At 71.7% G+C, this 25,178-nt stretch carries 24 protein-coding genes; 15 read left to right on the forward strand and 9 right to left on the reverse strand.

Features of this window, described 5'->3' with window-relative positions:
• Position 1: 1 nt before the first annotated feature.
• The 3 genes from IE255_RS06715 (at position 2) to IE255_RS06725 (ending at position 2,530) form a co-directional block, all read left to right on the forward strand.
• A complete protein-coding gene (locus tag IE255_RS06715) occupies positions 2–1,021 on the forward strand; it encodes a carbohydrate ABC transporter permease (protein ID WP_190049167.1) in 1,020 nt (339 codons plus the stop codon).
• On the forward strand, positions 1,011–1,883 hold the full coding sequence (locus IE255_RS06720; protein WP_190049168.1) for a carbohydrate ABC transporter permease: 873 nt from the start codon (positions 1,011–1,013) through the stop codon (positions 1,881–1,883). The genes IE255_RS06715 and IE255_RS06720 overlap by 11 nt, the downstream gene beginning before the upstream one ends.
• 71 nt (positions 1,884–1,954) lie before the next feature.
• Positions 1,955–2,530 (forward strand): TetR/AcrR family transcriptional regulator, encoded by a 576-nt coding sequence (locus tag IE255_RS06725; protein ID WP_190049169.1) that lies wholly within the window; start codon positions 1,955–1,957, stop codon positions 2,528–2,530.
• A gap of 321 nt (positions 2,531–2,851) precedes the next feature.
• On the opposite strand, the gene IE255_RS06730 is transcribed toward IE255_RS06725, so the two are convergent.
• From IE255_RS06730 to IE255_RS06765, 8 genes are all read right to left on the reverse strand, one after another.
• On the reverse strand, positions 2,852–4,054 hold the full coding sequence (locus tag IE255_RS06730) for a TerD family protein (protein WP_190049365.1): 1,203 nt from the start codon (positions 4,052–4,054) through the stop codon (positions 2,852–2,854).
• Between the two features lie 64 nt (positions 4,055–4,118).
• Positions 4,119–4,340 carry a hypothetical protein gene (locus IE255_RS06735; protein WP_190049170.1) on the reverse strand — a complete coding sequence of 74 codons (222 nt, stop codon included), beginning with the start codon at positions 4,338–4,340 and terminating at the stop codon, positions 4,119–4,121.
• A 91-nt stretch (positions 4,341–4,431) separates the two neighbouring features.
• On the reverse strand, positions 4,432–5,421 hold the full coding sequence (locus IE255_RS06740) for a zinc-dependent alcohol dehydrogenase family protein (protein ID WP_190049171.1): 990 nt from the start codon (positions 5,419–5,421) through the stop codon (positions 4,432–4,434).
• On the reverse strand, positions 5,418–6,269 hold the full coding sequence (locus IE255_RS06745) for a carbohydrate ABC transporter permease (protein WP_190049172.1): 852 nt from the start codon (positions 6,267–6,269) through the stop codon (positions 5,418–5,420). Before IE255_RS06745 ends, IE255_RS06740 begins: the two co-directional genes overlap by 4 nt.
• Positions 6,266–7,207 (reverse strand): carbohydrate ABC transporter permease, encoded by a 942-nt coding sequence (locus IE255_RS06750; RefSeq protein WP_190049173.1) that lies wholly within the window; start codon positions 7,205–7,207, stop codon positions 6,266–6,268. The genes IE255_RS06745 and IE255_RS06750 overlap by 4 nt, the downstream gene beginning before the upstream one ends.
• The gene (locus IE255_RS06755; RefSeq protein ID WP_190049174.1) at positions 7,204–8,577 is read right to left on the reverse strand and encodes an ABC transporter substrate-binding protein; all 1,374 of its coding nucleotides are present in this window, start codon (positions 8,575–8,577) and stop codon (positions 7,204–7,206) included. The genes IE255_RS06750 and IE255_RS06755 overlap by 4 nt, the downstream gene beginning before the upstream one ends.
• A 79-nt stretch (positions 8,578–8,656) precedes the next feature.
• Positions 8,657–9,424, reverse strand: coding sequence for a DeoR/GlpR family DNA-binding transcription regulator (locus tag IE255_RS06760; protein ID WP_190049175.1), 768 nt, complete (start codon positions 9,422–9,424; stop codon positions 8,657–8,659).
• 291 nt (positions 9,425–9,715) lie between these two features.
• Complete coding sequence (locus IE255_RS06765) at positions 9,716–10,525, reverse strand: NAD-dependent epimerase/dehydratase family protein (RefSeq protein WP_190049176.1); 810 nt, start codon at positions 10,523–10,525, stop codon at positions 9,716–9,718.
• A 222-nt stretch (positions 10,526–10,747) separates the two neighbouring features.
• On the opposite strand from IE255_RS06765, the gene IE255_RS06770 reads away from it, so the two are divergent.
• Both IE255_RS06770 and IE255_RS06775 read left to right on the forward strand, forming a co-directional pair.
• Positions 10,748–11,689, forward strand: coding sequence for a 5-dehydro-4-deoxyglucarate dehydratase (locus IE255_RS06770; protein WP_190049177.1), 942 nt, complete (start codon positions 10,748–10,750; stop codon positions 11,687–11,689).
• Entirely contained in the window at positions 11,686–12,849 is a 1,164-nt protein-coding gene (locus IE255_RS06775) for a hypothetical protein (protein WP_190049178.1), read from the forward strand. Before IE255_RS06770 ends, IE255_RS06775 begins: the two co-directional genes overlap by 4 nt.
• Positions 12,850–12,865: 16 nt before the next feature.
• On the opposite strand, the gene IE255_RS06780 is transcribed toward IE255_RS06775, so the two are convergent.
• Positions 12,866–14,080, reverse strand: a complete 1,215-nt coding sequence (locus IE255_RS06780; protein ID WP_190049179.1) for an MFS transporter — start codon at positions 14,078–14,080, stop codon at positions 12,866–12,868.
• Between the two features lie 131 nt (positions 14,081–14,211).
• Between IE255_RS06780 and IE255_RS06785 the strand changes: the two genes are divergently transcribed.
• The 10 genes from IE255_RS06785 to IE255_RS06830 all read left to right on the forward strand — a co-directional run bounded on the left by IE255_RS06785 (position 14,212) and on the right by IE255_RS06830 (position 25,166).
• Positions 14,212–14,829 carry a TIGR03086 family metal-binding protein gene (locus IE255_RS06785; protein WP_372487611.1) on the forward strand — a complete coding sequence of 206 codons (618 nt, stop codon included), beginning with the start codon at positions 14,212–14,214 and terminating at the stop codon, positions 14,827–14,829.
• A 151-nt stretch (positions 14,830–14,980) separates the two neighbouring features.
• Complete coding sequence (locus tag IE255_RS06790) at positions 14,981–15,640, forward strand: GntR family transcriptional regulator (RefSeq protein WP_190049180.1); 660 nt, start codon at positions 14,981–14,983, stop codon at positions 15,638–15,640.
• Positions 15,637–16,548 carry a dihydrodipicolinate synthase family protein gene (locus IE255_RS06795; RefSeq protein WP_190049181.1) on the forward strand — a complete coding sequence of 304 codons (912 nt, stop codon included), beginning with the start codon at positions 15,637–15,639 and terminating at the stop codon, positions 16,546–16,548. The genes IE255_RS06790 and IE255_RS06795 overlap by 4 nt, the downstream gene beginning before the upstream one ends.
• A complete protein-coding gene (araD, locus tag IE255_RS06800; protein ID WP_190049182.1) occupies positions 16,545–18,275 on the forward strand; it encodes an L-arabinonate dehydratase in 1,731 nt (576 codons plus the stop codon). The genes IE255_RS06795 and araD overlap by 4 nt, the downstream gene beginning before the upstream one ends.
• Before the next feature lie 245 nt (positions 18,276–18,520).
• The gene (locus IE255_RS06805) at positions 18,521–19,456 is read left to right on the forward strand and encodes a carbohydrate ABC transporter permease (RefSeq protein ID WP_190049183.1); all 936 of its coding nucleotides are present in this window, start codon (positions 18,521–18,523) and stop codon (positions 19,454–19,456) included.
• Positions 19,453–20,349 (forward strand): carbohydrate ABC transporter permease, encoded by an 897-nt coding sequence (locus IE255_RS06810; RefSeq protein WP_190049184.1) that lies wholly within the window; start codon positions 19,453–19,455, stop codon positions 20,347–20,349. Before IE255_RS06805 ends, IE255_RS06810 begins: the two co-directional genes overlap by 4 nt.
• Positions 20,346–21,632, forward strand: a complete 1,287-nt coding sequence (locus tag IE255_RS06815) for a pectate lyase family protein (protein ID WP_190049185.1) — start codon at positions 20,346–20,348, stop codon at positions 21,630–21,632. Before IE255_RS06810 ends, IE255_RS06815 begins: the two co-directional genes overlap by 4 nt.
• Complete coding sequence (locus IE255_RS06820) at positions 21,629–22,816, forward strand: Gfo/Idh/MocA family protein (protein WP_190049186.1); 1,188 nt, start codon at positions 21,629–21,631, stop codon at positions 22,814–22,816. Before IE255_RS06815 ends, IE255_RS06820 begins: the two co-directional genes overlap by 4 nt.
• Entirely contained in the window at positions 22,813–23,661 is an 849-nt protein-coding gene (locus IE255_RS06825; RefSeq protein WP_190049187.1) for a DUF6807 domain-containing protein, read from the forward strand. Before IE255_RS06820 ends, IE255_RS06825 begins: the two co-directional genes overlap by 4 nt.
• A complete protein-coding gene (locus IE255_RS06830) occupies positions 23,658–25,166 on the forward strand; it encodes a glycoside hydrolase family 43 protein (RefSeq protein ID WP_190049188.1) in 1,509 nt (502 codons plus the stop codon). Before IE255_RS06825 ends, IE255_RS06830 begins: the two co-directional genes overlap by 4 nt.
• Positions 25,167–25,178: the final 12 nt, after the last annotated feature.

The raw sequence follows: 25,178 nt of genomic DNA on the forward strand, positions 1-25,178 counted from the left end.
CATGGCCACGGTTCTCGACCCGGCCGGTGCGCCGGCGGCCGGCGAACGGCGGCTCGCCCGCAGCACCGGATCCACCCCTCCGGGCGGACGCGGACGGTACCTCCCGCCCCTCCTCGCCATCTCCCCCTTCTACGTGCTGTTCGCCGTGTTCGGCGCCTTCCCCGTCGTCTTCTCCATGTACCTGTCCTTCCAGGACTGGGACGGCATCGGGGACATGCGCTTCGTCGGGCTCAAGCAGTACGGCTGGCTGCTGCAGGACTCGGTGTTCTGGCACTCGGTGCTCAACACCTTCGAGATCTGGTTCCTGTCCACGGTGCCGATGCTGTTCCTGGCACTCGTGCTGGCGTTCCTGCTGCACTCGCAGGTCCGCTTCGCAGGCGCCTACCGGGTGGCGTACTTCATCCCCAACGTCACCTCCATGGTCGCCATGACCATCGTCTTCGGCTCGGTCTTCGCCCAGGCGGGCCTGGCCAACTCGGTCCTCCGGGCCGTCGGGCTCGACGGGGTCGGCTGGCTGTCCTCCGAGTGGGGCATCAAGTCGTCCGTGTCCCTCATGATCATCTGGCGGTGGGTCGGCTACAACGCGCTGATCTTCCTGGCGGGCATCCAGGCCATCCCCACCGAGCACTTCGAGGCCGCGCGCGTCGACGGCGCGAACAGTCGGCAGACCCTCTTCCGGGTCGTGGTGCCGCAGTTGCGCCCGGTGATCCTGTTCGCCGCCATCACCTCCACCATCAACGGCCTGCAGATCTTCACCGAGTCCCAGGTGCTCTTCCAGTCGACCGACGTCGGAACCACGGGCGGACCGGGCCAGGAAGGGATGACCATCGTGCTCTACCTGTGGCAGAAGGCCTTCAAGGAGCACCAGTTCGGCTACGGCGCCGCGATGGGCTGGCTGCTCTTCGCGATCATCGCGATCTTCACGATCATCAACTGGCGGCTGGTGTCCGGCTCCGACGACGACCGCCGGCCGGGCATCGCCGGTCTGCTGCGCCGCAAGGGGGCCCGCGATGGCCGCTGACCACAGGGCGACCGGCAACGCCGGGCTCGCGATCGGCTCCGGCAGCAGGCTCTCCCGGATCTGTGTCCGGGCGGCGCTGCTGCTCGGGGTGGTGATCTCGCTGTTCCCCTTCTACTGGCTGGTGGTGATGGCCTCCGGCACGACCGAGGACATCTACCGGTACCCGCCCAAGCTGGTGCCGGGGCCGCATCTGCTGGACAACATGGGCCGGGTGCTCGACACCATCGACTTCTTCGGCTCGCTGTTCAACACGGTCGTGGTCGCCGTGGTCGGCACCGTGCTCGTGCTGTTCTTCGACTCGCTGGCCGCGTTCGCCTTCGCCAAGTACGAGTTCCCGGCGAAGAAGTTCCTCTTCGGGATGCTGCTGGTCACGTACATGATTCCGGCCCAGCTCTCGCTGGTGCCGCAGTTCGTCACCATCGCGGAGTTCGGCTGGGCCGGCTCGCTGAAGGCGCTGATCATCCCCGGCGCGGCCAACGCGTTCGGCATCTTCTGGATGCGCCAGTACGCGCAGAACTCGCTGCCGGACGAGTTGCTGGACGCCGGGCGCATCGACGGCGCCGGCTTCTTCCGCCTCTACTGGACGGTCGCCCTGCCGCTGTTCCGCCCGGCCCTGGCCTTCCTCGGCATCTTCACGTTCATCGGCATCTGGAACGACTACATCTGGCCCCTGGTCGTGATGATCGACCCCGAGAAGGTGACGCTCCAGGTGGCCCTGGCGAACCTGAACGTCCTCTACAACGCCGACTACGCCCTGGTCATGGCCGGTGCGCTGATGAGCGTCATCCCGTTGATCGTGGTGTTCCTGTTCGGGGCGCGGCACTTCCTGCGGGATCTGGCCGCGGGGGCGATGAAGATGTGAGCGGCCGGGCCTGGCGGGGCTCCGTCTCGGTAAGGTGCGGAGAGGGTCCCCGGTTCGTGAGGAGTGACTGCATGGCCCAGGTCAGGCCTATGCGGGCGGATGCTCGGCGCAACTACGAGCGGTTGCTCGCGGTGGCCGTGGAGGCGTTCGCCGAGCACGGGGAAGGGGCGTCGCTCGACGACATCGCCAAGCGGGCCGGGGTGGGCTCCGGCACGCTGTACCGGCACTTCCCGACGCGGCGGGCGCTGCTGGAGGCGGCCTACCTCGACCGGATCGAGGCGCTCGCGGCACGCGCCGACGCGCTCGCGGCCGAACGGGCGCCGGGCGAGGCGCTGGGAGAGTGGCTGTACGAACTCGGCGTCGGCATGATCCGGATGCGCGGCCTGAAGGCGCTCCTCGGCCCGGCCGTCACCGAGGGCGACTCGGCTGTGGCCACGGCCTGCGGCGACTCGGTGCGGAGCGCGGCGGGCCGGCTGGTCCGTGCGGCCCAGCGGGAGGGCACGCTCCGGCCGGACGTCGAGCCGATCGATGTGCTCCGGCTGGCCCACGGCGTGGCGACGGCGTCGGAACTGGCGGACGGGGAGGGCAGGCACATCCGCCGTTATCTCGGGTTGCTGACGGAGGGGCTGGGGTCTCGGGGGCGTTGAGGGCTCGCCGGCGCATGCAGGGGCATCGTTGAGGGGTGCCTGCGGCGGCTGTGACTGCTTGTGGGGGTGCGCGCCTTCGCCTGACGCCGGGTGTGGGTCGGGGCCGCGCCGGGGGGTGTCCGTCCTCGGAACGGCGCGATGGGGTCGGACGCCGACTGACTGTCCGTTGACGCGCCAACCGCTGCGGGCGGACACCCCCCGACACGGCCCCTTGCGCCGTGCGGCGGCTGCGGGCGCGTCGTGGCTGCCGGTGAGGCGATCGTAGCGCTGGGCTTGTGCCCCCGGCAGGTGGGCCGGGGGGCATTCCCGAGGTGGCGGGTGTCAGAGGGCCTGGGCCGCCGGCTTCACCATCCCCCTCACCGTGCGGGACTTCACGAAGTCGCCCATGGCCGTCATGTCCCACTCGCCGGAGAACTGGCGGATCAGCTTGGCCATCATCACGCCTGTCTGCGGCTCGGCGCTGGTGAGGTCGAAGCGGACCAGTTCCTCGCCGGTCGTGCCGTCCAGGAGGCGGCAGTAGGCCTTGGCGACCTCCGTGAACTTCTGGCCGGAGAAGGAGTTGACCGTGAAGACCAGGCCGGTGACCTCCTGGGGGAGGCGGCCGAGGTCGACCGTGATGACCTCGTCGTCGCCTCCGCCTTCGCCCGTGAGGTTGTCACCGGAGTGCCGGATCGCGCCGCCGACGATCTGGAGCTTGCCGAAGTAGCAGCTGTCGATGTGGTTGCGCTGCGGCCCGTAGGCGATGACCGAGGCGTCCAGGTCGATGTCCTTGCCGCGGTACGCGGGTTCCCAGCCGAGGCCCATCTTGACCGAGGAGAGCAGGGGCCGGCCGCCCTTGATCAGGGAGACGGTCTGGTTCTTCTGGAGGCTGACGCGGCCCTTGTCGAGGTTGATCTTCCCGGCGCCGGGCGCGGGCGGCGGAGGCGTGGCCGGGGCGGCCGGGGGCGCCGCGGGCGCGGTGACGGGCGGGGCCGGCGGCTGCACGGGGGCCGGCGGCGGGGTCACCGGCTGGGGCGGGGCGGCGGCGGTCGGCTCCTCCACCGTCACACCGAAGTCCGTGGCGATGCCCGCCAGGCCGTTGGCGTAGCCCTGGCCGACCGCGCGGGCCTTCCACTGGCCGTTGCGCTGGTAGATCTCCACGATCACCAGGGCCGTCTCGCTGCCGAGCTGCGGGGGCGTGAACGTGGCCAGGACAGAACTGTCGTCGGCGTTGCGGATCGTCGCCGTCGGCTCGATGCCCTGGAAGGTCTGGCCCGCGGCGTCCGGGCTGGCCGTGACGACGATCTTCTCGATGCCCGGGGGGAGGGCGGCCGTGTCGACGATGATCGCGTCGGGCGCGGAGCCGCCGCCCGAGCGGTACGTCACGCCGGGGCCCGACGGCTGGTTGTAGAAGATGAAGTCGTCGTCGGAGCGCACCTTGCCGTCGGCGGTGAGCAGCAGGCCCGATACGTCGAGCCGCACCGGGGCGGCGACGTCCACCGTCACGCGAGCGGCGGACAGGGGGATGTTCGAGCCGGGGGTCATAGCTGTCATGCCGGGTGAACGAGCGAGGCGGTTTTGCCGTTCCCTTACTCTGCGGCCAATCGGGTCAGCGGCGGTTGCGGGGGTGGTCGCGGGCGGTGCGCTCGTTGCCCCGCTTGTAGTTGCCGGTCCAGCGGGCCATGACGAGCTGCGGGTCGGAGGCCTCGACCTCGGCGAGGAACTGTGCGGCCCGGGGGCCGTTCAGGGTGGTGGCGGGGCGGCCGTGGTGGGCGATGCTGACGGTTCCGCCGGTGTGCTGCTCGTAGGTGAATCCGTGGGGTCTCGGCATGCCGCGAGCGTACGGGGGCGGGGGCGGGCGCCCCACCGAATTACGCCCGTCCCCGTCCCCCGCCCGTCCCCGTCCGCGGCGGACCGTCGCCCTACGGCACGACCACGATCTTGCGGCCGACCCCCGCCGCGAACTGCTCCAGCGCCTCCGGGTACCGCTCCAGCGGGATGCGGTCGCTGATGAAGACCTCCGGGTCGAGGACCCCGTTCGCGAACAGCTCGGCCGCCCGCTCGAAGCTGTGCAGCACCGCCATCGAGCCCGTGATGGTGATCTCCTGGTTGTAGATGCGGTACGGGTCGATCGTCACGCGCGTCGCGTAGTCGGCCACGCCGAACTGGAGGAACGTGCCCGCCTTGGCCACCCGGTCCAGGCCGTCCTGGATCGCCGCCGCGTTGCCCGTGGCGTCGACGACCAGGTCCCAGCCCTGCGGGCGGTCCAGTTCGTCGGGGCTGGCGGCGGACGCCGAGACGCCGAGGCGGTGGGCCGTCTCCAGGCGGGCCGGGTTCACGTCGACGACGTCCACGCTCGCCGCGCCCGTGCGCTTGGCCAGCTCCAGCATCATCAGGCCCATCGTGCCGGAGCCGTAGATCAGCACGTGCGCGCCGAGGCGGGACTGCAGGACGTCGTAGCCCCGAACCGCGCAGGACAGCGGCTCCACGAGTGCCGCGTCCTCGGTGCGGACGTGGTCGGGGAGCTTGACGCAGTTCGCCACGGGGGCGACCGCGTACTTCGCCGCGCCGCCGGCCGTCGTCACGCCGATCGCCGCCCAGCGTTCGCAGAGGTTGTTGTGGCCCGTACGGCAGTAGCGGCACTCGTAGCAGTAAAGGGACGGGTCGACCGCGACCCGGTCGCCCACCGACAGTTCCGTGACTTGGGTGCCGACGCCGACCACCTCGCCCGCGAACTCGTGCCCGGGCACGATCGGCAGCTTCGGGGCGAACTCGCCCTGGAGAATGTGCAGGTCCGTGCCGCACAGCCCGCAGGCCGCGACCTCGACGACGACCTCGCGCGGCCCTGGCGTCGGGTCCGGGACCTCGGCGACGACGGCCCTGCCCACGGACTCGATGACGGCGGCCTTCATTTGACGGCTCCCAACGACAGGCCCTGGACCAGCTTGTCCTGGGCGGCGAACCCCGCGGCGAGCACCGGCAGGGAGATGACGAGCGACGCGGCGCACACCTTCGCCAGGAACAGGCCCTGGCTGGTGATGAAGCCGGTCAGGAAGACGGGGGCGGTCTCGGCGACCACGCCCGTCAGCACCCGGGCGAAGAGCAGTTCGTTCCAGCTGAAGATGAAGCAGATGAGGGCCGTCGCGGCGATGCCGGGCAGGGCGATCGGGGCGACCACGCGTGCGAGGACCGTCGGCAGCCGGGCCCCGTCCACCCGGGCCGCCTCGATCACCGCGACCGGGATCTCGGCGAGGAAGGACTGCATCATCCACACCGCGATCGGCAGGTTCATGGAGGTGTAGAGGATGACCAGCAGCCAGATGTTGTCGAGCATCCCGGCGTTCTTGGCGAACAGGTAGATCGGCAGCAGGCCCGCCACGGCCGGCAGCATCTTCGTGGAGAGGAAGAAGAACAGCACGTCCGTCCACTTGCGGACGCGGTTGATCGACAGCGCGTAGGCCGCCGGGAAGGCCAGCAGCAGGACCAGCAGGGTCGAGGCCACGGACGCGACCGTGGAGTTGATCAGCGCCGGCCAGGGGCTCGCGCCGCCGCCCGCGCCGAAGAACTCGCGGTAGCCGTCCAGGGTCAGGGCGGCCGCGAACGAGGGCGGGTTGGTCGCCGCGTCCTGCTCGGAGTGGAAGGACGTCAGCGCCATCCACGCGATGGGCAGGAAGAACGCGATGCCGAGCAGCCAGGCCAGCAGGCCCAGGCCCGCTCCCTTGCCTCGGACACGGCGGGCACGCAGGGCGTTCGTGCTCATGCGCGGGACACCTCCTCGCGGAACAGGGACGACACCACGCGCAGGGCGAAGGTCGCGATGACGATCGAGCCGATGACGACCAGGACGCCCGCGGCCGAGGCGAGGCCGTTCTCGTGGGCCTGGTAGAAGCTCTGGTAGACGGTGTAGGGGAGGTTGGCGGTGCCCAGGCCGCCCGATGTGATCGTGAAGACCGCGTCGAAGTTCTGGACGATGTAGATCGAGCCCAGCAGGGCGCCCAGTTCGAGGTAGCGGCGCAGGTGCGGGAGCGTCAGGTGGACGAAGATCTGCCAGTCGCTCGCGCCGTCGACCCGGGCCGCCTCGATCTGCTCGTGGTCGCGGCTCTGGAGGCCGGCGAGCAGGATCAGCATCATGAACGGGGTCCACTGCCAGACGAGCGAGGCCTCCACCGCGAGCAGCGGGGTGTTCGAGATCCAGTCGGGCTGTGGGCCGCCCACATAGTGCAACAACCCATTGAACAGGCCGTATTCAGGGTTGTAGAGCACATGCTTCCAGAGCAGGGCCGCCGCGACCGGTACCACCAGGAAGGGCGCGATCAGCAGCGTCCGGACGATGCCCCGGCCGCGGAACCTCCGGTCCAGCAGCAGGGCCAGGACCAGTCCCAGCACCAGGCTGGCCAGGACCACCGCCACCGTCAGCAGCACGGTCGTCCACACCGACTGGCGCAGGTCCGGGTCGGTGAGGACCTCCTGGTAGTTGTCCAGGCCCGTGAAGTGGCGGGCGTCGGGATAGAGGCTGTTCCAGTCGAAGAAGGAGATCACCAGTGTGGCCACGAAGGGCAGCTGGGTGACGACGATCATGAAGATCAGGGCGGGGAGCAGCGGGGCGCGGGTGGCCCAGGCGCGCAGGCGGGCGGAGGGCCGGCGGACCGGGGCGGGCGTCTCGGGAGCGGCCACGGGGGCCGTTGTCATGGCGGTCATCGTCCCTCGTACTCCTCGGAGATCTTCTCGGCGAGCGCCTGCGACTTCGTCAGGGCCGACTCGACGGACTGGCGCCCGGCGATGGCCGCGCTGATCTCCTGGGAGACCTTGGTGCCGAGGTCGGTGAACTCGGGGATGCCGACGAACTGGATGCCGGGCGCGGGCCGCGGCTGCACGCCGGGGTCGTTCGGCCGGGCCGCCTCGATGGCCTCCCGGGTCATCTCCTGGAAGGCGGCGGCCTCCTTGCGGTAGGCGAGGTCGGCGTAGGTGGACGCGCGCTTGCCGGCCGGGACGTTGGACCAGCCGATCTCGTCGCCGACCAGCTGCTCGTACTCCTTGCCGGACGCCCAGGAGACGAACTTCCAGGCGTTGTCGGGGTTGCGGGAGGCCTTCTGGATGCCCCAGGCCCAGGTGTAGAGCCAGCCGGAGGACTCCGTCTTCTCGACGGGGGCGGGGGCGTAGCCGACCTTGCCCTTGACAGGGGAGTTCGCCGCCTCCAGGGAGCCGGCCGCGGAGGTGGCGTCGTACCACATGGCGACCTTGCCCTGGGTCATGTTGTTCAGGCACTCGGCGAAGCCGGACTGGGCGGCGCCGGACTCGCCGTGCTCGCGCACCAGGTCGACATAGAACTTCGTCGCCTTCTCGAACTCGGGGGAGTCGAGCCGCGCCTTCCAGTCCTTGTCGAACCAGGTGCCGCCGAAGGTGTTCACGACCGTGGTGAGCGGTGCCATCACCTCGCCCCAGCCGGGCAGGCCGCGCAGGCAGATGCCCTTCATGCCGGGTTCGGCCCCGTCGGCCTTCGCCGCGAGGTCCGCCACCTGCTGCCAGGTGGGGTGCGCGGGCATCTTCAGGCCCTTCGCGGCGAACACGTCCTTGCGGTACATGAGGAACGACGACTCGCCGTAGAAGGGCTGGCCGTAGAGCTTGCCGTCCTCCGCGGTGAGGGACTGGCGCATCGGCTTCAGGATGTCCTGCTCGTCGTAGCCCGGGTCCTCGGCGACGTAGCTGTTCATCTCGTGCAGCCAGCCGTTGCGGGCGTAGATCGGTATCTCGTAGTTGGACAGCGTGGCGACGTCGTACTGGCCGGCCTGGTTGGCGAAGTCCTGGCTGATCTTGTCGCGGACGTCGTTCTCGGGCAGGACCGTGAAGTTGACCTTGATGCCCGTCTCCTTGGTGAAGTGGGCGCGGGTCAGCTTCTGCAGCTCGACCATCTGGGGGTTGTTGACCATCAGGACGTTGATGGCGTCGCCGCCGGATCCGGCCCCGCCCGCGCCGACCCAGCAGCCGGAGAGCAGCGGGGCGAGCAGCGTCCCTGCGGCGGCCAGGGCGAGCGTGGCTCGCGGTGGCCGTCGTCGGCTCTGGGTTCGCATGGATCGCTCCTGGATGTATGGGGAGATAAGGGGCAGGGCGGGGCGTGGAGGTGCCCTGTGGGGGAGGTGGTGGGGTGGGTCAGACGCGGATGACCTGGGGCCCGAGCAGTGAGTAGCGGTGGGCCTCGGCCGCGGGCAGCAGGGTGCTCGTCACGATCGTCTCCAGCGTGCCGACCTCGGCGAACCGGCAGAAGCTGACCGCTCCGAACTTGCTGTGCACGCCCGCGAACACGGTGCGGCGGGCGGCCCGGATCGCCTGGGCCTTGACCTCGCTGACGGCCGGGTCGGGGGTGGTGAGGCCGTGCTCGCGGGAGATGCCGTTGGCGCCGATGAACGCCAGGTCGACGACGAAGCCGGCCAGCATCTTCGTCGTCCAGTGGTCGACGGTCGCGAGGGTGCCGGAGCGGACCCGGCCGCCGAGCAGGAGGACGGACATGGAGTCGGTTCCGGCCAGCGCGCCGGCGACCGGCAGGGACGCGGTGACCACGGTCAGCGGCCGGTCCCGGGGGAGTGCCTCGGCGATGAGCTGCGGGGTGTAGCCCTCGTCGACGAAGACCGTCTCGGCGTCCCCGAGCAGCTCGGCGGCCGCGGCCGCGATGCGGCGCTTCTCGGGGACGTGGCTGGTGGCGCGGAAGGCGAGCGTCGTCTCGAAGCCGGCGCTCTCCACGGGGTAGGCGCCGCCGTGGGTGCGGCGGAGCAGGCCGTGGTCCTCCAGGACGCGGAGGTCCCGCCGCACGGTCTCCTTGGCCACGCCCAGTTCGGCGGCGAGGGCGGTGACGTCGACGGAGCCGGCGCGCCGCGCGGCCAGCACGATCTCGCGCTGGCGTTCTTCCGCGGTTCTGGTCATGGCCGTCACCCGCCTTCCTGCCGTACTGCCCGTTCGGGCCCTCGGTCGGGCCATGGAGGAAGTTCTACAGCGGGTGTTCCGCGGTGGCCAGGTCCGTTGCGGGCGCGATCCTGCCCGGGTGTGCCCGTTCGGTCTTGAGGGTGTGGGGGCTGCCGCGGGGAGGTCGTGGCCGTCCGCGGGTGCGTTGTGGCCGGTCGCGCAGTTCCCCGCGCCCCTGAGGGCGCTGCCCGAATGCCCGAGCGGGCAGGCCCGTTCTGTGCCCGCCCGCCCGTGTGCGACGACTCTTTCCGGTCAGTACGGCCAGATCGGCGGGTCCGTCACGAAGTGGCCGCCCAGGTAGGCGTGCGCCTCGTTCTCCGGGTCCAGCTCGCCCTGCTCGGCGATGAGCTTCTCGGCCCAGGGCTCGGAGTCGTCCTGCGGCTCGTAGCCGAGTGCGCGGGCGGTGGTGAGGTCCCACCACAGCCGGGTGTTGGCGGAGGAGCCGTGGACGACGGTGTGGCCGACGTGCTCGGCGGTCAGGGCCGCGTGGAAGAGGCGGGCGCCGTCGGCGGGGCTCATCCACACCGAGAGCATGCGCACGCTGGTCGGCTCGGGGAAGCAGGAGCCGATCCGCACCGAGACCGTCTCCAGGCCGTGCTTGTCCCAGTAGAGCTGCGCGAGGTCCTCGCCGAAGCACTTGGACAGGCCGTAGAAGGTGTCCGGGCGGCGCGGGGTGTCGATCGGGATCAGCGGGTCGTCGCCCTGGGGGCGGGGGGTGTAGCCGACGGCGTGGTTGGAGGAGGCGAAGACGATCCGGCCGACGCCCTCCTCGCGGGCGGCCTCGTACAGGTGGTAGGTGCCCTCGATGTTCGCCTTGAGGATCTTCTCGAAGGGGGCTTCCAGGGAGATGCCCGCGAGGTGGATGATCGCGTCGACGCCCCGGACCGCCTCGCGCACGGCGTCCTTGTCCCCAAGGTCCGCGGTGATCGCGTCCGGCGCGCCCTCGACCGGGCGCATGTCGAGCAGGCGCAGGTCGTAGCCGTAGTCCGGGAGCAGGTCCCGCATCAGGGTGCCGAGGCCGCCGGCGGCGCCGGTGAGCAGGACGGTGCGGGGAGCGGGCATCCTCGGGTCTCCTTGATCGCCAACCGTGCACATGAGCGCACGGCATTCATATGCGTGGACACGCTAAGGAGGTGGGGCGGAGCCCGTCAAGTGTGCCGCGGAAGGGGCGAATTCGCTGGTGCGTCGCGGGTGCGCGCGCTTGACCGGCACCAAGGCGGCGCCTTAGCGTGGAGTCGTTCAGAAATGTAGACGCCAATCATGAATATGGAACCGGGAGAGCTCGTGACGTCAGCCCCTCTCGCCGCTCGACTCAACGTCCCCAGCGGGCCGCTGTTCTTCCCGGTCACCGCCTACGGACCCGACGGCTCCGTGGACCTCGACACCTACCGCACGCATGTCCGTCGCGGGGTGGAGGCCGGAGCCGCCGCCGTGTTCGCCTGCTGCGGCACCGGCGAGTTCCACGCGCTGACGCCCGAGGAGTTCGAGGCGTGCGTACGGGTCGCCGCCGAGGCGGCCGAGGGGCGGGTGCCGGTCGTCGCGGGCGCCGGGTACGGCACCGCGCTCGCCGTGCGCTACGCCCGCCTCGCCGAGGCGGCCGGGGCGGACGGACTGCTCGCCATGCCGCCCTACCTCGTCGTCGCCGGGCAGGAGGGGCTGCTGCGGCACTACCGGGAGATCGCCGCCGCGACCGCCCTGCCGGTCGTCGTCTACCAGCGCGACAACGCTGTCTTCACCCCGGAGACCGTCGTCGAACTGGCCCGCACGGACGGCATCATCGGCCTCAAGGACGGGCTCGGCGACCTCGACCTCATGCAGCGCGTCGTCAGCGCCGTCCGCACCGAGGTCCCGGGCGACTTCCTCTACTTCAACGGCCTGCCGACGGCCGAGCAGACCCAGCTCGCCTACCGCGCCCTCGGCGTCACCCTCTACTCGTCCGCCGTGTTCTGCTTCGCGCCCGAGCTCGCCCTCGCCTTCCACCAGGCGCTCCGCAACGGCGACGACAGCGTGGTGGAGAAGCTGCTGGACGGCTTCTACCGCCCCTTCGTCGAACTGCGCGCCCAGGGCCGCGGGTACGCCGTCGCCCTCGTCAAGGCCGGCGTACGGCTGCGCGGACTGGACGTGGGGGAGGTCCGGCCCCCGCTCCACGAGCCCACGGAGGATCATGTCAAGCAGCTCGCCGAACTGATCGAACGCGGCTACGCGCTGCTGGAGGAGGCCAAGTGAAGGCGTCGGCATTCGTCTACCCCTGGGACGTCAACGGGGACCCGGAGGCGCCCGCGCGGATCGCCGCGCTCGGCGTGCAGCAGGTGACGCTCGCCGCCGCCTACCACTCCACGCGCGCCCTCACGCCCCGCCACCCGCGCCACCGCATCGTCACCGCCGAGCACGCCGCCGTGCTGTACCCGGCGGGCGACCGCTGGGACGGACGGGAGCTGCGCCCCTACCCGGCCGGTGACTGGGCTCCCGGTGACGCCTTCGGGGAGGCCGCCGCCGCGCTCGTGGACGCCGGTGTGGAGGTGCACACCTGGGTCGTCCTCGCCCACAACTCCCGCCTCGGCGCCGAGCACCCGGACACCTCCGTCGTCAACGCCTACGGCGACCGCTACCCCTGGGCGCCCTGCATCGCGCAGCCCGCCACGCGCGCGTACCTGACCGACCTGGCGGCCGAGGCGGCCGTCCGTCCCGGGGCACGCGGCACCGAGCTGGAATCCCTCGGCTGGTACGGCCTCCAGCATCTGCACGCCCACGACAAGACCGGCGGCGTCGGCCTCGGGGACGCCGGGCAGTACCTGATGGCGCTCTGCTTCTGCCCGTCCTGCCGGGAGGGCTACGGCCGGTACGGCCTGGACGCCGACGAGCTGGCGGCCGCCGTGCGGACCGCGCTGGAGCCGGTGTGGCAGGGCGGGCCCTCGGACGGAGGCTGGCCGGGCATCGAGAAGCTCCTCGGGGAGACGTTCGCGACCACCACGCGCGCGTACCGCGACGAAACCGCCCGCACGCTCCAGGAGGAGGCCGTCGCCGCGGTCCGGGCCGCCGCGCCCGATGACTTCCAGGTGCTGCTGCACGCGGACCCGGTGTCGTACCACGTGGGCGCCAACCCCGGGGTGGACCCCGCGCACATCCTGTCCGTCGCGGACGGCGTGGTCGTCCCCTGCGCGGGCGGCACCGGCACGCTGACGCCGTTCGCCGCGCAGGGCCGGGAGGGCGCCGTCATCGCCGCCAACTTCACCGTCGTCTCCGGCATGGGCGGCAGCCCCGGCACCCTCGCCGCCGACGCGGCCGGGGCACGGCGGCTGGGCGCCACCGAACTGCGGCTGTATCACGCCGGGTTGGCGTCCGACGGCGACCTGGAGACGGTCCGCTCCGCCCTCGCCGGGCTCTGAGACGGCGGGGCGGACGTCACCTGTGGGGGACGGTTTCGGCCCTGGCCGAGGGAGGGAACAGCGGGACCGCCGTCACCAGCAGGACCACGCCCAGGGCCACCAGCACCAGCCGGTGGCTCACCAGCTCGACCAGGGCCGCCCCGGCGGCCAGTCCGGCCACGTTCGGCGTGTACACCAGGGTGTTGGCCGTGGCGGTGACCCGGCCCAGCAGCGGGCCGGGGGTCTCGCGCTGCACCGAGGTCAGCGTGGCGATCAGCACGGCCGGCAGCCCCGCGCCGATCGCCGCGCTGCACACCAGCGCCGGCGGGTCGGACGGCACCGCCCGCAGGGCCACCGCGAGGGCCAGCAGGGCGATGCCGCAGGCCGCGAAGCGCCGCACGCCCAGCCGGCGCAGGGCGGTGCCGGAGAGCAGGCCGACCGCGACCGACCCGGCGCCCTGCACGGCGTACAGCACACCGGCGTACGCGGGGGAGTGCCCGAGGTCGTCGACGACGGCGTAGACCATCGCGCCGTTCAGGCCCGCGCACAGCATGGTGGCGCCGCCCGCCAGCACCAGGGGGCGCAGCACGGGGTGTCCCCACAGGTGGCGGGCGCCCTCGGCCGTTCGCTGCCGGCGGCTGCCCTGGGGCGGGCCGGGTTTTTCCTCCCGTACGCGCAGCCCCGCGTAGAGCCCCGCGGCCAGTGCGAACGTCGCCGCGTCGAGGAGGGCGACGCCCGCGCCGCCGTACGCCGCGTACAGGCCCGCGCCCGCCAGCGGGGCCAGGAGCTTCATGCCCTCGGTGGCCGTCATGCGCAGGCCGTTGAAGTCGCCGAGCAGGGACGGGTGGACGGCGGTCGCGACGAGAGCGGACTCGGCCGCGTCGTGTACGGCGCCCGCCGCGCCGTACACGAACAGCACCGTATACAGCAGCCACAGATCGCCCGGGGAGTCGACGCTCACGAGGGTGAGCAGCAGGACGCCCAGGAGCACGTTCACGCCGATCAGCAGCGGCTTGCGGCGGCCCCGGTCGGCGAGGGTGCCCAGCAGCGGGCCGGCCAGGGTGGGCAGCCACAGGGCGAGCATGCACAGCGCGGCCAGGCCGTCCGAGCCGGTGAGGTCCTTGACCCACACGCCGGACGCCAGCCACAGGGCCGAGGTGCCGAAGCCGGAGACCACCACGCCGGAGAGGTAGAGCCCGGAGTCGCGGTCGCGCAGGACGCGCACGAGGGGCCGGGTCGTCTTGGTCGTCATGCCTGGCCATCGTCGGGCTAAGGACCCGGCGCGGGGATCGGGCAGGTGCCCTAGAAGAGAGCCGGCCGGCCGATGAGTTCCAGGGCCGGCGTCGGTCTACCTCCCGAGACCACGCTTCGAAGGAGCAGCGCATGACCGACACCACCGGGACGACCGGCATGACCGGCATGACCCTCGACCTCGGACCGCAGACGGAGGTCGTGGCGCGGCTGGCCGCCGGCGTCACCGACGAACAGCTGGCCGGTCCGACGCCCTGCCCCGAGTACGCGGTGCGCCACCTGCTCGGCCACCTGGCGGGACTGGCCGTCGCCTTCCGCGACGCCGCCCGCAAGGATCTCGGCGTCACGACCGACACCAGCCCCGACTCCGCGCTCCCGGACCTCGCCCCCGGCTGGCGCGAGGAACTGCCCGAGGTTTTCGCCGAACTGGCCGAGGCCTGGCGCGACCCGGCCGCCTGGACCGGCATGACCCGGGCCGGCGGCGTCGACCTGCCCGGCGAGATCGCGGGCCTCGTCGTCACCGACGAGCTGGTCGTCCACGGCTGGGACCTGGCCCGCGCGACCGGCCAGGCGTACACCCCCGACCCGGCCGCGCTGCAGACCTGCCACGACTTCCTCGCCGCGTCGGTCGACGACCCCGGCCGCGGCGACATCTTCGGCCCGGTCGTACCCGTCGCCCCGGACGCGCCCCTGCTGGACCGGGCGGTGGGGTTGAGCGGGCGGGATCCGGGGTGGAAGCCCAGGTCGTAGAAAGCGATTGCTGCTTCCTTCGTCAGAAGCATTGACGAAACAAACGCGCCCTCTTAACGTCATCGCGTCGTACTTCGTACGTCATATATGAGACGCGATACGCGAGATCCGATACGCGATCCATCGAGACCGCGAGATCCGAGAGGCGCGCATGACCTCTGTGCCCACGCCGATCCCCTCCCGCACGCAGTACGTGCTGGAGGGGATCAAACACCGCATCCTCACCGGGCAGTTGACGCCGGGACAGGCGCTGGTCGAGACCGAGCTCGCCGCGCAGTTCGGGGTGTCGAAGACCCCGGTGCGCGAGGCGCTCAAGACCCTCGCCGGGACCGGGCTGGTCGTGATGAGCCAGTACAAGGGCGTCACGGTGCGCATGGTGGACGCGGACATGGCGCGCGAGGTCTACGACGTGCGGCTGCTGCTGGAGCCCGAGGCGCTGAAGCGCGCCGTGCACCGCGGGGCCTCCCTGGAGGCCGCCCGTGACGCGCTGACCCGGGCCGACGCCGCCACCGACACCGCCGAACGCTCGCTCGCCAACCGGGAGTTCCACCGCGCCCTGTACCTGCCCTGCGGCAACCCGCTGCTCGGCCGGATGCTCGACGAGGTCCGCGACCAGGCCGCCCTGGTCTCCGCCGTGGCCTGGGCCGCCTCGCCCTCCTGGGAGCGGGAGGCCGGCGAGCACCGGGACATCCTGCGGCTCGCCCTCGACGGCGACGCCGACGGCGCGGCCCGCGCCCTCCACGCCCACATCGCGTCGTTCGTGCAGCGCGCTTTCCCCCAGGCAGCACTGGAACAGGAAGGTCAGGAATGAGCAGCGTGGCGTTCGAGACCCAGCGGGCGGCCCTGGCCGACGTGGTGGCGATCCCGGTGACCCCGTTCGCCGAGGACGGCTCCGTCGAGCAGGACACCTACCGGGCCCTGCTGCGCCGCCTGCTCGACGGCGGCATCACCACCCTCACCCCGAACGGCAACACCGGCGAGTTCTACGCGCTGACCCCGGAAGAGCGCCGGCTCGTCACCGAGTTGACCGTCGACGAAGCCGGTGAGCGGGCCACGATCCTAGTCGGCGTCGGGCACGACATCCCCACCGCCGTCGCCTCCGCCCGGCACGCCCGTGACCTCGGCGCCCAGATGGTGATGGTCCACCAGCCCGTCCACCCGTACGTCTCCCAGGCCGGCTGGGTCGACTACCACCGCGCCGTCGCCGAGGCCGTGCCCGAGCTGGGCGTCGTCCCGTACATCCGCAACGCGCAGCTCACCGGGGCCCGCCTCGCCGAACTCGCCGACGCCTGCCCGAACGTCATCGGCGTGAAGTACGCCGTCCCGGACGCGGCCAGGTTCGCCGCGTTCGCCCGGGACGCGGGTCTTGAGCGGTTCGTGTGGGTGGCCGGGCTCGCCGAGCCGTACGCCCCCTCCTACTTCTCCGCCGGCGCCACCGGCTTCACCTCGGGGCTCGTCAACGTCGCCCCCGCCGTCTCCCTGAACATGATCGAGGCGCTGCGCTCCGGCGACTACCCGGCCGCCATGAAGGTCTGGGAGCAGATCCGCCGCTTCGAGGAGCTGCGCGCCGCGAACGGCTCCGCCAACAACGTCACCGTCGTCAAGGAGGCCCTGGCCTCCCTCGGCCTGTGCCGCCGCGAGGTCCGCCCGCCGAGCCGGACCCTCCGGGAGGACGAGCGCGCCGAGGTCGCCGCGATCGCCGCGGGGTGGTCGATATGACCGGCCGACTGCGTCCCGAAGACCTCCGAAGCCACCAGTGGTACGGCGCCGAGGGCCAGCTGCGCACCTGGTCCCACAACGCCCGGATGCGCCAGCTCGGCTACGAGGCGGAGGAGTACCGGGGCCGCCCGGTGATCGCCGTACTGAACACCTGGTCCGACATCAACCCCTGCCACGTCCATCTGCGCGAGCGCGCCGAGGCGGTCAAGCGGGGCGTGTGGCAGGCCGGCGGCTTCCCGCTGGAGTTCCCGGTCGCCACGCTCTCCGAGACGTACCAGAAGCCGACCCCGATGCTCTACCGCAACCTGCTCGCGATGGAGACGGAGGAGCTGCTGCGGTCGTACCCGATCGACGCGGCGGTGCTGCTCGGCGGCTGCGACAAGTCGACGCCCGCGCTGCTCATGGGCGCGGCCTCGGCCGACGTACCGTCCCTCTTCGTGCCCGCGGGGCCGATGCTGCCGGGCCACTGGCGCGGTGAGACCCTCGGCTCCGGCACCGACATGTGGAAGTACTGGGACGAGCACCGCGCGGGCAACCTGACCGACTGCGAACTGCGCGAACTCCAGGGCGGATTGGCGCGTTCCCCCGGTCACTGCATGACCATGGGGACCGCGTCGACGATGACCGCGGCGGCGGAGGCCCTCGGCATGACGTTGCCGGGCGCCTCCTCGATCCCGGCCGTCGACTCCGGGCACGAGCGGATGGCCGCCGCCTCCGGACGCCGTGCCGTGGAGCTCGCCTGGACCGCGCTCAAGCCGTCCCGGATCCTCACCCGCGACGCCTTCGAGGACGCCGTCACCACAGTGCTCGGGCTCGGCGGCTCCACCAACGCCGTCATCCACCTGATCGCGATGGCGGGACGCTGCGGGGTCGACCTCACCCTCGACGACTTCGACCGCATCGCCCGCACCGTGCCGGTGCTCGCCAACGTCCGGCCCGGCGGACGGACGTACCTCATGGAGGACTTCTACTTCGCCGGCGGCCTGCCCGCCTTCCTCTCGCGGATCACCGACCTGCTGCACCTGGACCGGCCCACCGTCAACGGCACCCTGGGAGAGCAGATCGAGGGCGCCGTCGTCCACAACGACGACGTCATCCGCACCCGCGAGAACCCGGTCGCCGACGAGGGCGGGGTCGCCGTACTGCGCGGCAACCTCTGCCCCGACGGCGCCGTCATCAAGCACATCGCCGCCGAGCCCCACCTGCTCAAGCACACCGGTCCCGCGGTCGTCTTCGACGACTACAAGACCATGCAGCGCACGATCAACGACCCCGAACTGAACATCACCGCCGACAGCGTGCTGGTGCTGCGCAACGCCGGACCCAAGGGCGGGCCGGGCATGCCCGAGTACGGCATGCTGCCGATCCCCGACCGCCTGCTGAAGCAGGGCGTACGGGACATGGTCCGGATCTCCGACGCCCGGATGAGCGGCACGAGCTACGGCGCGTGCGCGCTGCACATCGCGCCCGAGTCGTACGTCGGCGGGCCGCTGGCCCTGGTCCGCAGCGGTGACTCGATCACCCTGGACGTCGAGGCCAGGGTCCTTCAACTCAACGTAGATGACGAGGAGTTGGAGCGCAGAAGGGCGGAGTGGACGCCGCCGCCCGCCCGGTACGAGCGCGGCTACGGCGCGCTCTACAACGAGCAGATCACGCAGGCCGACACCGGCTGCGACTTCGAGTTCCTCGCCCGCCCGGGCCGGGTCGCCGACCCGTACGCGAGTTGAACAGGCGCGACTCGCACGCCACCGAACGACCCACGTGCCACCGCAGGACCCAAGCGCCATCGCACCACGCACGGGCCACTTGCCCGGCGCACGCGCCACCGCACCACCCACGCACCACCCGCACCACCCAGGCACCACCCACGCACCTCAGCACGACCCGGCACGACCCTGCCCAGGAAGAAAGCGCTTCCCGCGCACGCACCGACGCACGACGTACCACGACGTACTGAGAACGGAGAACAGTCATGGCCCAAGCCGCAGCCGTGGCGAAACCGCCCGCGCCACCCCGGCGGCGCCGTGCCTCCGCCACCCCGCGCAGACTCCCGTACCTGCTGATCGCCCCGGCCGCCCTGCTCATGCTGGGCTTCATCGCCTACCCGGTCATCAGCGTCTTCTACTACAGCCTGCAGAACTACAACCCCACCAAGCCCTGGCGGAACGGATTCGCGGGCTTCGACAACTTCGTCCACGCCTTCACCGAGGACCCGATCTTCTGGGACACCCTGGTCTTCAGCGCCAAGTGGGTCTTCGTCGAGGTCGGACTCCAGCTGCTGTTCGGTCTCGCGCTGGCCCTCATCGTCAACCAGACCTTCGTGGGCCGGGGCCTGGGGCGCGCGATGGTCTTCTCGCCGTGGGCCGTCTCCGGCGTGCTGACCTCCGCGATCTGGGTGCTGCTCTACAACTCCCAGACGGGCATCACCCGTTACCTCGCGGACATCGGCATCGGCTCCTACGGGACCAGCTGGCTGTCGGACACCTCCACCGTCTTCCCGGCGGCGATCGTGGCCGACCTGTGGCGCGGGGTGCCGTTCTTCGCGATCCTCATCCTCGCCGACCTCCAGTCCGTCTCGAAGGACCTGTACGAGGCCGCCGAGGTCGACGGGGCGAGCCGGATCAAGCAGTTCTGGCACATCACGCTGCCGCACCTGAAGGACGCCATCATCCTGTCCACGCTGCTGCGGGCGGTGTGGGAGTTCAACAACGTCGACCTGCTCTACACCCTGACCGGCGGCGGACCCGCGGGCGAGACGACCACGCTGCCGCTGTACATCGCCAACACATCCGTCGACGCCCACAACTTCGGCTACGCGTCGGCCCTGACCACGGTGGCGTTCGTGATCCTGCTCTTCTGCTCGATGGTCTACCTGCGGCTGAGCAAGTTCGGAGGCGAGAGCAAGTGAGCGTCAAGGAAGCGACCAAGACGGCGCCCGCCCCCGTGCGCGCCACCCCCGAACCGCCACGGCCGGCGAAGCGCAACCGGGCCTGGGACGAGGCGCCCCGCTGGCAGATCTACCTGCCCCTGGGGATCTACCTGGTCTTCACCCTCATCCCCTTCTACTGGATCCTGCTGTTCGCCCTGCGCCCGGCCGGCTCGACCTCGCTGGTGCCCTGGCCGATGACCTTCGACCACTTCGAGAAGGTGTGGACGGAGCGCAGCTTCGGCACCTACTTCACCAACAGCGTGCTCGTCGGCGTCGCCACCCTGGTCATGACGACCCTCGTCGCCCTGGCCGGCGGCTACGCCCTCGCCCGGTTCGACTTCAAGATCAAGCGGGCGTTCATGCTGGCCCTGCTGTGCTCCCAGTTCGTGCCGGGCGCGCTGCTGCTGGTCCCGCTGTTCGAGATCTTCGCCGAGCTCCAGATGATCAACTCGCTCGGCAGCGTCATCCTCGCCGAGACGGTCTTCCAGCTGCCGCTGTCGATGATCCTGATCAGCAACTTCATCAAGAACGTGCCGTACTCCCTGGAGGAGGCGGCCTGGGTGGACGGCTGCAACCGCATGACGGCCTTCCGGATCGTGGTGCTGCCGCTGCTGCGGCCCGGCCTGATCGCCGTCGGCTCCTTCGCCTTCGTGCACTCCTGGAATCACTTCCTGTTCGCCCTGATGTTCCTCAACAACCAGGACAAGCAGACCATCCCGGTCGGCCTGAACACCCTGATGAGCGCGGACAGCGTCGACCTGGGCGCCCTCGCGGCGGGCGGCATCATCGCGGCCGTGCCGGTCGTGCTCGTGTTCGCCTTCATCCAGAAGTGGCTGATCACCGGCTTCAGCGCGGGGGCGGTGAAGGGATGAGGGTCGGACAACTGGCCGTCGCGGCCGGGCTGTTGGGGGTGCTCTGCGTTCCGGCGCACGCCGAGGCCCGCGACCTCGGCCGCGACACCCTCCCGGCGAACGACGGCTGGGCCTCCGCGGGAGAGGGCACCACCGGAGGCGCGGCCGCCGACGCCGAGCACGTCCACACCGTGACCGACCGCGCCGGGCTCGTCCGCGCCCTCGACGGCGGCAGCGACACCCCGAAGATCATCAGGATCGCCGGGACCATCGACGCCAACACCGACGACGACGGCGACCGCCTGGACTGCTCCGACTACGCCACCGGCGGCTACGGCCTGAAGAAGTACCTCGCCGCCTACGACCCGCGCACCTGGGGCTCCGCCAGGCCCAGCGGCCCGCAGGAGGAGGCCCGCCAGGCCTCCGCCGCCCGGCAGGCCGAGCGGATCGTGCTGCCCGTCGGCTCCAACACCACGATCATCGGCCTCGGCGACAAGGCGGTCCTCAAGGGCGCCAGCCTCCAGGTGCGCAACGCGGACAACGTGATCATCCGCAACCTCGAACTGCGCGACGCCTACGACTGCTTCCCCGTGTGGCAGCCCAACGCCGGCGGCCTCGGCGACTGGAAGGCCGCCTACGACAACCTCTGGCTGGCCGGCGCCACCCATGTGTGGGTGGACCACATCACCGCGTCCGACAAGGGCCACCCGGATGCCGAGGAGCCCGCTTACTTCGCCCGCACCTACCTGCGCCACGACGGCCTGTTGGACATCACCAACGGCTCCGACCTCGTGACCGTCTCCTGGAGCCGGTTCGCCGACCACGACAAGGCGATGCTCATCGGCAACGGCGACACCGCCACCGGCGACCGCGGAAAGCTCCGGGTCACGCTCCACCACAACGAGTTCGAGTCGGTCGTCCAGCGCGCCCCGCGGGTCCGCTTCGGCCAGGTGCACGTCTACAACAACCGCTACGAGATCACTGAGGACGACTACCGCTACTCCCTCGGCGTCTCCACCGAGTCGAGGATCCACGCCCAGAACAACGCCTTCCACGCCCCCGGGCACGTGGAGGTCGCCGACCTGGTCAAGAGCTGGAACGGCAGCGCCCTGCACCAGAGCGGCACGCTCTTCAACGGCTTTCCGGTTGACCTGCTCATGATCTACAACGCCTACAACTCGGGCAGTGAGCGCGATCTGACCGGCGACGTCGGCTGGACGCCCACCCTGCACGGGCGGATCGACAGCGCCGCGGCGGCGGACCGGGCGGTGGCCCGTGGCGCGGGAGCGGGGAGGATCCCATGACCGGCCGCATGATCGACACCATGATCACACCTGTGCCCGTCGTCCTCGCCGGCGCCCGCGGCCACGGCCGCTGGCACGTGGAGAACATCCGCCGGCTCCAGAAGAAGGGCCTCGTCCGGCTGGCCGGCGTCTGCGAGCTGACACCGCTGACCGCGGAGGAGCTCGACGGCCTCGGCACCCCCGAGCAGTCCGCCGACTTCGGCGCCCTGCTGGACTCCACCGGCGCCGCCGTCGCGATCATCTGCACGCCGATCCCGACCCACACCGACCTCGCGCTCACGGCGGCCGAACGGGGCGTGCACCTCCTGCTGGAGAAGCCCCCGGCCCCCTCCTACGCGGAGTTCCGCCGGATGGCCGACGGGGTCGCCGCGGCCGGTGTCGTCTGCCAGATCGGCTTCCAGTCGCTCGGCTCGCACGCCCTGCCCGCCATCCGCGCACTGGTCGGCCAGGGCGCGATCGGGCAGCTGGTCGGGCTCGGCGGAGCCGGTGCCTGGGTGCGGGACGAGAACTACTTCCGCCGGGCGCCCTGGGCGGGCAAGCGGCGGATGAACGGCGTCGACGTGATCGACGGGGCGCTGACCAACCCCCTCGCGCACGCCGTCGCCACCGCCCTCGCCCTCGGCGGCAGCACCCGCGCCGAGGACGTCGCCGCCATCGAGACCGAGCTGCTGCGCGCCAACGCCATCGAGTCCGACGACACCTCCTGCGTCCGGATCACCACCGCGCAGGGCCACCCGGTCACCGTCGCCGCGACCCTGTGCGCCGAGCAGGCGGACGAGCCGTATGTCCTGGTGCACGGCAGCAGCGGCCGCATCACCTTCTGGTACAAGCAGGACCGCGTGCTGCTCCAGCGCGCCGGGCACGGCCCGGAGGAGTTCGAGCACGGCCGCACCGACCTGCTGGAGAACCTCGTCGACCACCTCACCACCGGCGCCGACCTGCTGGTCCCGCCGGACGAGACCGGCGCCTTCATGAAGGTCGTGGAGGCCATCCGCAAGGCTCCCGACCCGGCGCCGCTCCCGGACACCGCCTGGCACCGGATCCCCGGCGAGAACCGCCGCGTGGTGCCCGGCATCGACGGGCTCGTCGCGGCCGCCGCCGACACCCTCTCCCTCTACTCCGAGCTGGGCGCCCCCTGGGCGCTGTCCGCGGAGCACCTGTCGAAAGAGGTGAGCACCAGATGACCAGCAGCAACGACACCGCGGTGCTGCGTGTCGCCGGACGGCCGGTCGGCCGGTACGTCACCCGGCCCGAGCTGCCGGTCCGGCTCTCCCCGCGGCCCTTCCTGCACCCCGTCACCACCCTGGCCGGCACGGCGGTCACCGAGCTGAGCCCCGCCGACCACACACACCACCTCGGCGTCGGTGTCGCCGTTCCCGACGTCGAGGGGTTCAACTTCTGGGGCGGGCGCACCTACGTCCGCGACCAGGGCCCGACCGAGCTGGACAACCACGGCTCCCAGCGGCACGTCACGTTCCAGCTGCGCGACCCGGACGGCTTCGTGGAGGAGCTGCGCTGGGTCGCCGCGGGCGGCGAGCTGCTGCGCGAGCGCCGTACGGTCGCGGCCACCGAACTCACCGACCAGGCCTGGGCGCTGGACCTCACCTTCTCCCTCACCAACGTCACGAAGAGCCCGCTGTCGATCGGCAGCCCCGCGACCAACGGCCGCCCGGGCGCGGCCTACGGCGGCTTCTTCTGGCGGGCCCGCAAGGAGGCCGCGGCCCCGGACGTCTTCACCGCCGGCACCGAGGGCGAGGCCGAGGCGCACGGCAGGCGCGCCGACTGGCTCGCCCTGGCCGGCTCCACCTGGACGCTGGTCTTCGCCGGGGCCACCGAACAGACCCGGCGCGACCCGTGGTTCGTGCGGACCGGGGAGTACCCCGGGGTGGGCTCCTCGCTGGCGCACGAGGAGCGGCTGCCGATCCCGCCGGGCGAGACCGTCGTCCGCCGGGTCGTCACCGTCGTCGCCGACGGCCGCCTCGGCCGGGACGCCGCCGCGGCCCTCGTCCGGAAGGCGGTGAGCCCGTGAGCCCCCGGACCTACCGCAACCCGATCCTCGACGCCGACTGGTCCGACCCGGACGTCGTCCGCGTCGGCGACGACTTCTACCTGACGGCATCCAGTTTCGGCCGCGCCCCCGGACTGCCCTTGCTCCACTCCCGTGACCTGGTGAACTGGACCCTGGTCGGCCACGCCCTCGAACGGCTGGAACCGGCCGAGGAGTTCGCCACGCCCCGCCACGACTGCGGCGTCTGGGCCCCGTCCCTCCGCTACCACGACGAACGCTTCTGGATCTTCTGGGGCGACCCCGACCAGGGCGTCTTCCAGGTCAACGCCCCGCAGATCAGAGGCCCCTGGACCCGCCCGCACCTGCTGAAGGCGGGCAAGGGCCTGATCGACCCCTGCCCCCTGTGGGACGAGGAGACGGGCGAGGCCTATCTGGTCCACGCCTGGGCCAGGTCCCGCTCCGGCGTCAAGAACCGCCTCACCGGCCACCGGATGCGCCCCGACGGCACCGAACTCCTCGACGAGGGCAAGGTGATCGTCGACGGCGACCGCATACCCGGCTGGTTCACCCTCGAAGGCCCCAAGCTCTACCGGCACGACGGCTGGTTCTGGATCTTTGCCCCCGCCGGGGGAGTGGAGACCGGCTGGCAGGGCGCCTTCCGCTCGCGCGGCTTCTTCGGGCCGTACGAGGAGCGGATCGTCCTGGAGCAGAAGGACACCGACGTCAACGGCCCCCACCAGGGCGGCTGGGTGCGCACCCCGTCCGGCGAGGACTGGTTCCTGCACTTCCAGCAGCGCGGCGCCTACGGCAGGGTCGTACACCTCCAGCCGATGCGCTGGGGCCCGGACGGCTGGCCGGTGCTCGGGGACGACGGCGCGCCCGTCGCCGAACACCGCCGCCCCGCCCTGCCGCCGCAGCCGCCCGCCGCGCCCGCCACCGACGACGACTTCCCCGGCGGACGGTTCGGCCGCCAGTGGCAGTGGACGGCCAACCCCGGCGACGGCTGGGCCACCCAGCACTCCGGGGACGGACTGCGGCTGACCTGCGTCCGCTCGGCCAACGCCCACGACCTGCGCAAACTCCCGAGCGTGCTCACCCAGCGGCTGCCCGGCACACCGTCGGCCATCGAGGTGGAGCTGCGGCTCGACAGCGACGAGCCGGGCGCGCGGGCCGGGCTCGCGGTGCTCGGGGACGCGTTCGGCTGGATCGGGCTCCAGCGGGGCACGGACCGGACCGTGCACCTGGTGCACCGGTTCACGGAGGCCGTCGCGGACCGGGAGCGGGACGCCGACCATCCGCGGCTCGCCCCCGGGGGCCGGGCCCGGCTGCGGATCGAGATCGGCGCCGGGGCCCGCTGCCGCTTCTCCTACGACGTCGGAGAGGGCTTCCGCCCCTCCGGCCCGGTCTTCGCCGCCACCCCCTGGCGCTGGGTCGGGGCCCTGCTCGGCCTCTTCGCCCTCGCGCCCGCCGGACCCGGGCACGCCGGTGCCGCGACCTTCACGCGGTTCAGAGTCACGCCCGCATAAGTCACCCCCGTA

The sequence above is a fragment of the Streptomyces lomondensis genome (genome assembly GCF_014651035.1).
GTDB lineage: Bacteria > Actinomycetota > Actinomycetes > Streptomycetales > Streptomycetaceae > Streptomyces > Streptomyces lomondensis.

What these genes read in the sequence shown, in the direction of transcription:
- IE255_RS06715 (WP_190049167.1), top strand. Translation starts at nt 2, where the DNA reads ATGGCCACGGTTCTCGACCCGGCCGGTGCGCCGGCGGCCGGCGAACGG.
- IE255_RS06720 (WP_190049168.1), top strand. Translation starts at nt 1,011, where the DNA reads ATGGCCGCTGACCACAGGGCGACCGGCAACGCCGGGCTCGCGATCGGC.
- IE255_RS06725 (WP_190049169.1), top strand. Translation starts at nt 1,955, where the DNA reads ATGGCCCAGGTCAGGCCTATGCGGGCGGATGCTCGGCGCAACTACGAG.
- IE255_RS06730 (WP_190049365.1), bottom strand. Translation starts at nt 4,054, where the DNA reads ATGACCCCCGGCTCGAACATCCCCCTGTCCGCCGCTCGCGTGACGGTG.
- IE255_RS06735 (WP_190049170.1), bottom strand. Translation starts at nt 4,340, where the DNA reads ATGCCGAGACCCCACGGATTCACCTACGAGCAGCACACCGGCGGAACC.
- IE255_RS06740 (WP_190049171.1), bottom strand. Translation starts at nt 5,421, where the DNA reads ATGAAGGCCGCCGTCATCGAGTCCGTGGGCAGGGCCGTCGTCGCCGAG.
- IE255_RS06745 (WP_190049172.1), bottom strand. Translation starts at nt 6,269, where the DNA reads ATGAGCACGAACGCCCTGCGTGCCCGCCGTGTCCGAGGCAAGGGAGCG.
- IE255_RS06750 (WP_190049173.1), bottom strand. Translation starts at nt 7,207, where the DNA reads ATGACCGCCATGACAACGGCCCCCGTGGCCGCTCCCGAGACGCCCGCC.
- IE255_RS06755 (WP_190049174.1), bottom strand. Translation starts at nt 8,577, where the DNA reads ATGCGAACCCAGAGCCGACGACGGCCACCGCGAGCCACGCTCGCCCTG.
- IE255_RS06760 (WP_190049175.1), bottom strand. Translation starts at nt 9,424, where the DNA reads ATGACCAGAACCGCGGAAGAACGCCAGCGCGAGATCGTGCTGGCCGCG.
- IE255_RS06765 (WP_190049176.1), bottom strand. Translation starts at nt 10,525, where the DNA reads ATGCCCGCTCCCCGCACCGTCCTGCTCACCGGCGCCGCCGGCGGCCTC.
- IE255_RS06780 (WP_190049179.1), bottom strand. Translation starts at nt 14,080, where the DNA reads ATGACGACCAAGACGACCCGGCCCCTCGTGCGCGTCCTGCGCGACCGC.
- IE255_RS06785 (WP_372487611.1), top strand. Translation starts at nt 14,212, where the DNA reads ATGACCGACACCACCGGGACGACCGGCATGACCGGCATGACCCTCGAC.
- IE255_RS06790 (WP_190049180.1), top strand. Translation starts at nt 14,981, where the DNA reads ATGACCTCTGTGCCCACGCCGATCCCCTCCCGCACGCAGTACGTGCTG.
- IE255_RS06795 (WP_190049181.1), top strand. Translation starts at nt 15,637, where the DNA reads ATGAGCAGCGTGGCGTTCGAGACCCAGCGGGCGGCCCTGGCCGACGTG.
- araD (WP_190049182.1), top strand. Translation starts at nt 16,545, where the DNA reads ATGACCGGCCGACTGCGTCCCGAAGACCTCCGAAGCCACCAGTGGTAC.
- IE255_RS06805 (WP_190049183.1), top strand. Translation starts at nt 18,521, where the DNA reads ATGGCCCAAGCCGCAGCCGTGGCGAAACCGCCCGCGCCACCCCGGCGG.
- IE255_RS06815 (WP_190049185.1), top strand. Translation starts at nt 20,346, where the DNA reads ATGAGGGTCGGACAACTGGCCGTCGCGGCCGGGCTGTTGGGGGTGCTC.
- IE255_RS06820 (WP_190049186.1), top strand. Translation starts at nt 21,629, where the DNA reads ATGACCGGCCGCATGATCGACACCATGATCACACCTGTGCCCGTCGTC.
- IE255_RS06825 (WP_190049187.1), top strand. Translation starts at nt 22,813, where the DNA reads ATGACCAGCAGCAACGACACCGCGGTGCTGCGTGTCGCCGGACGGCCG.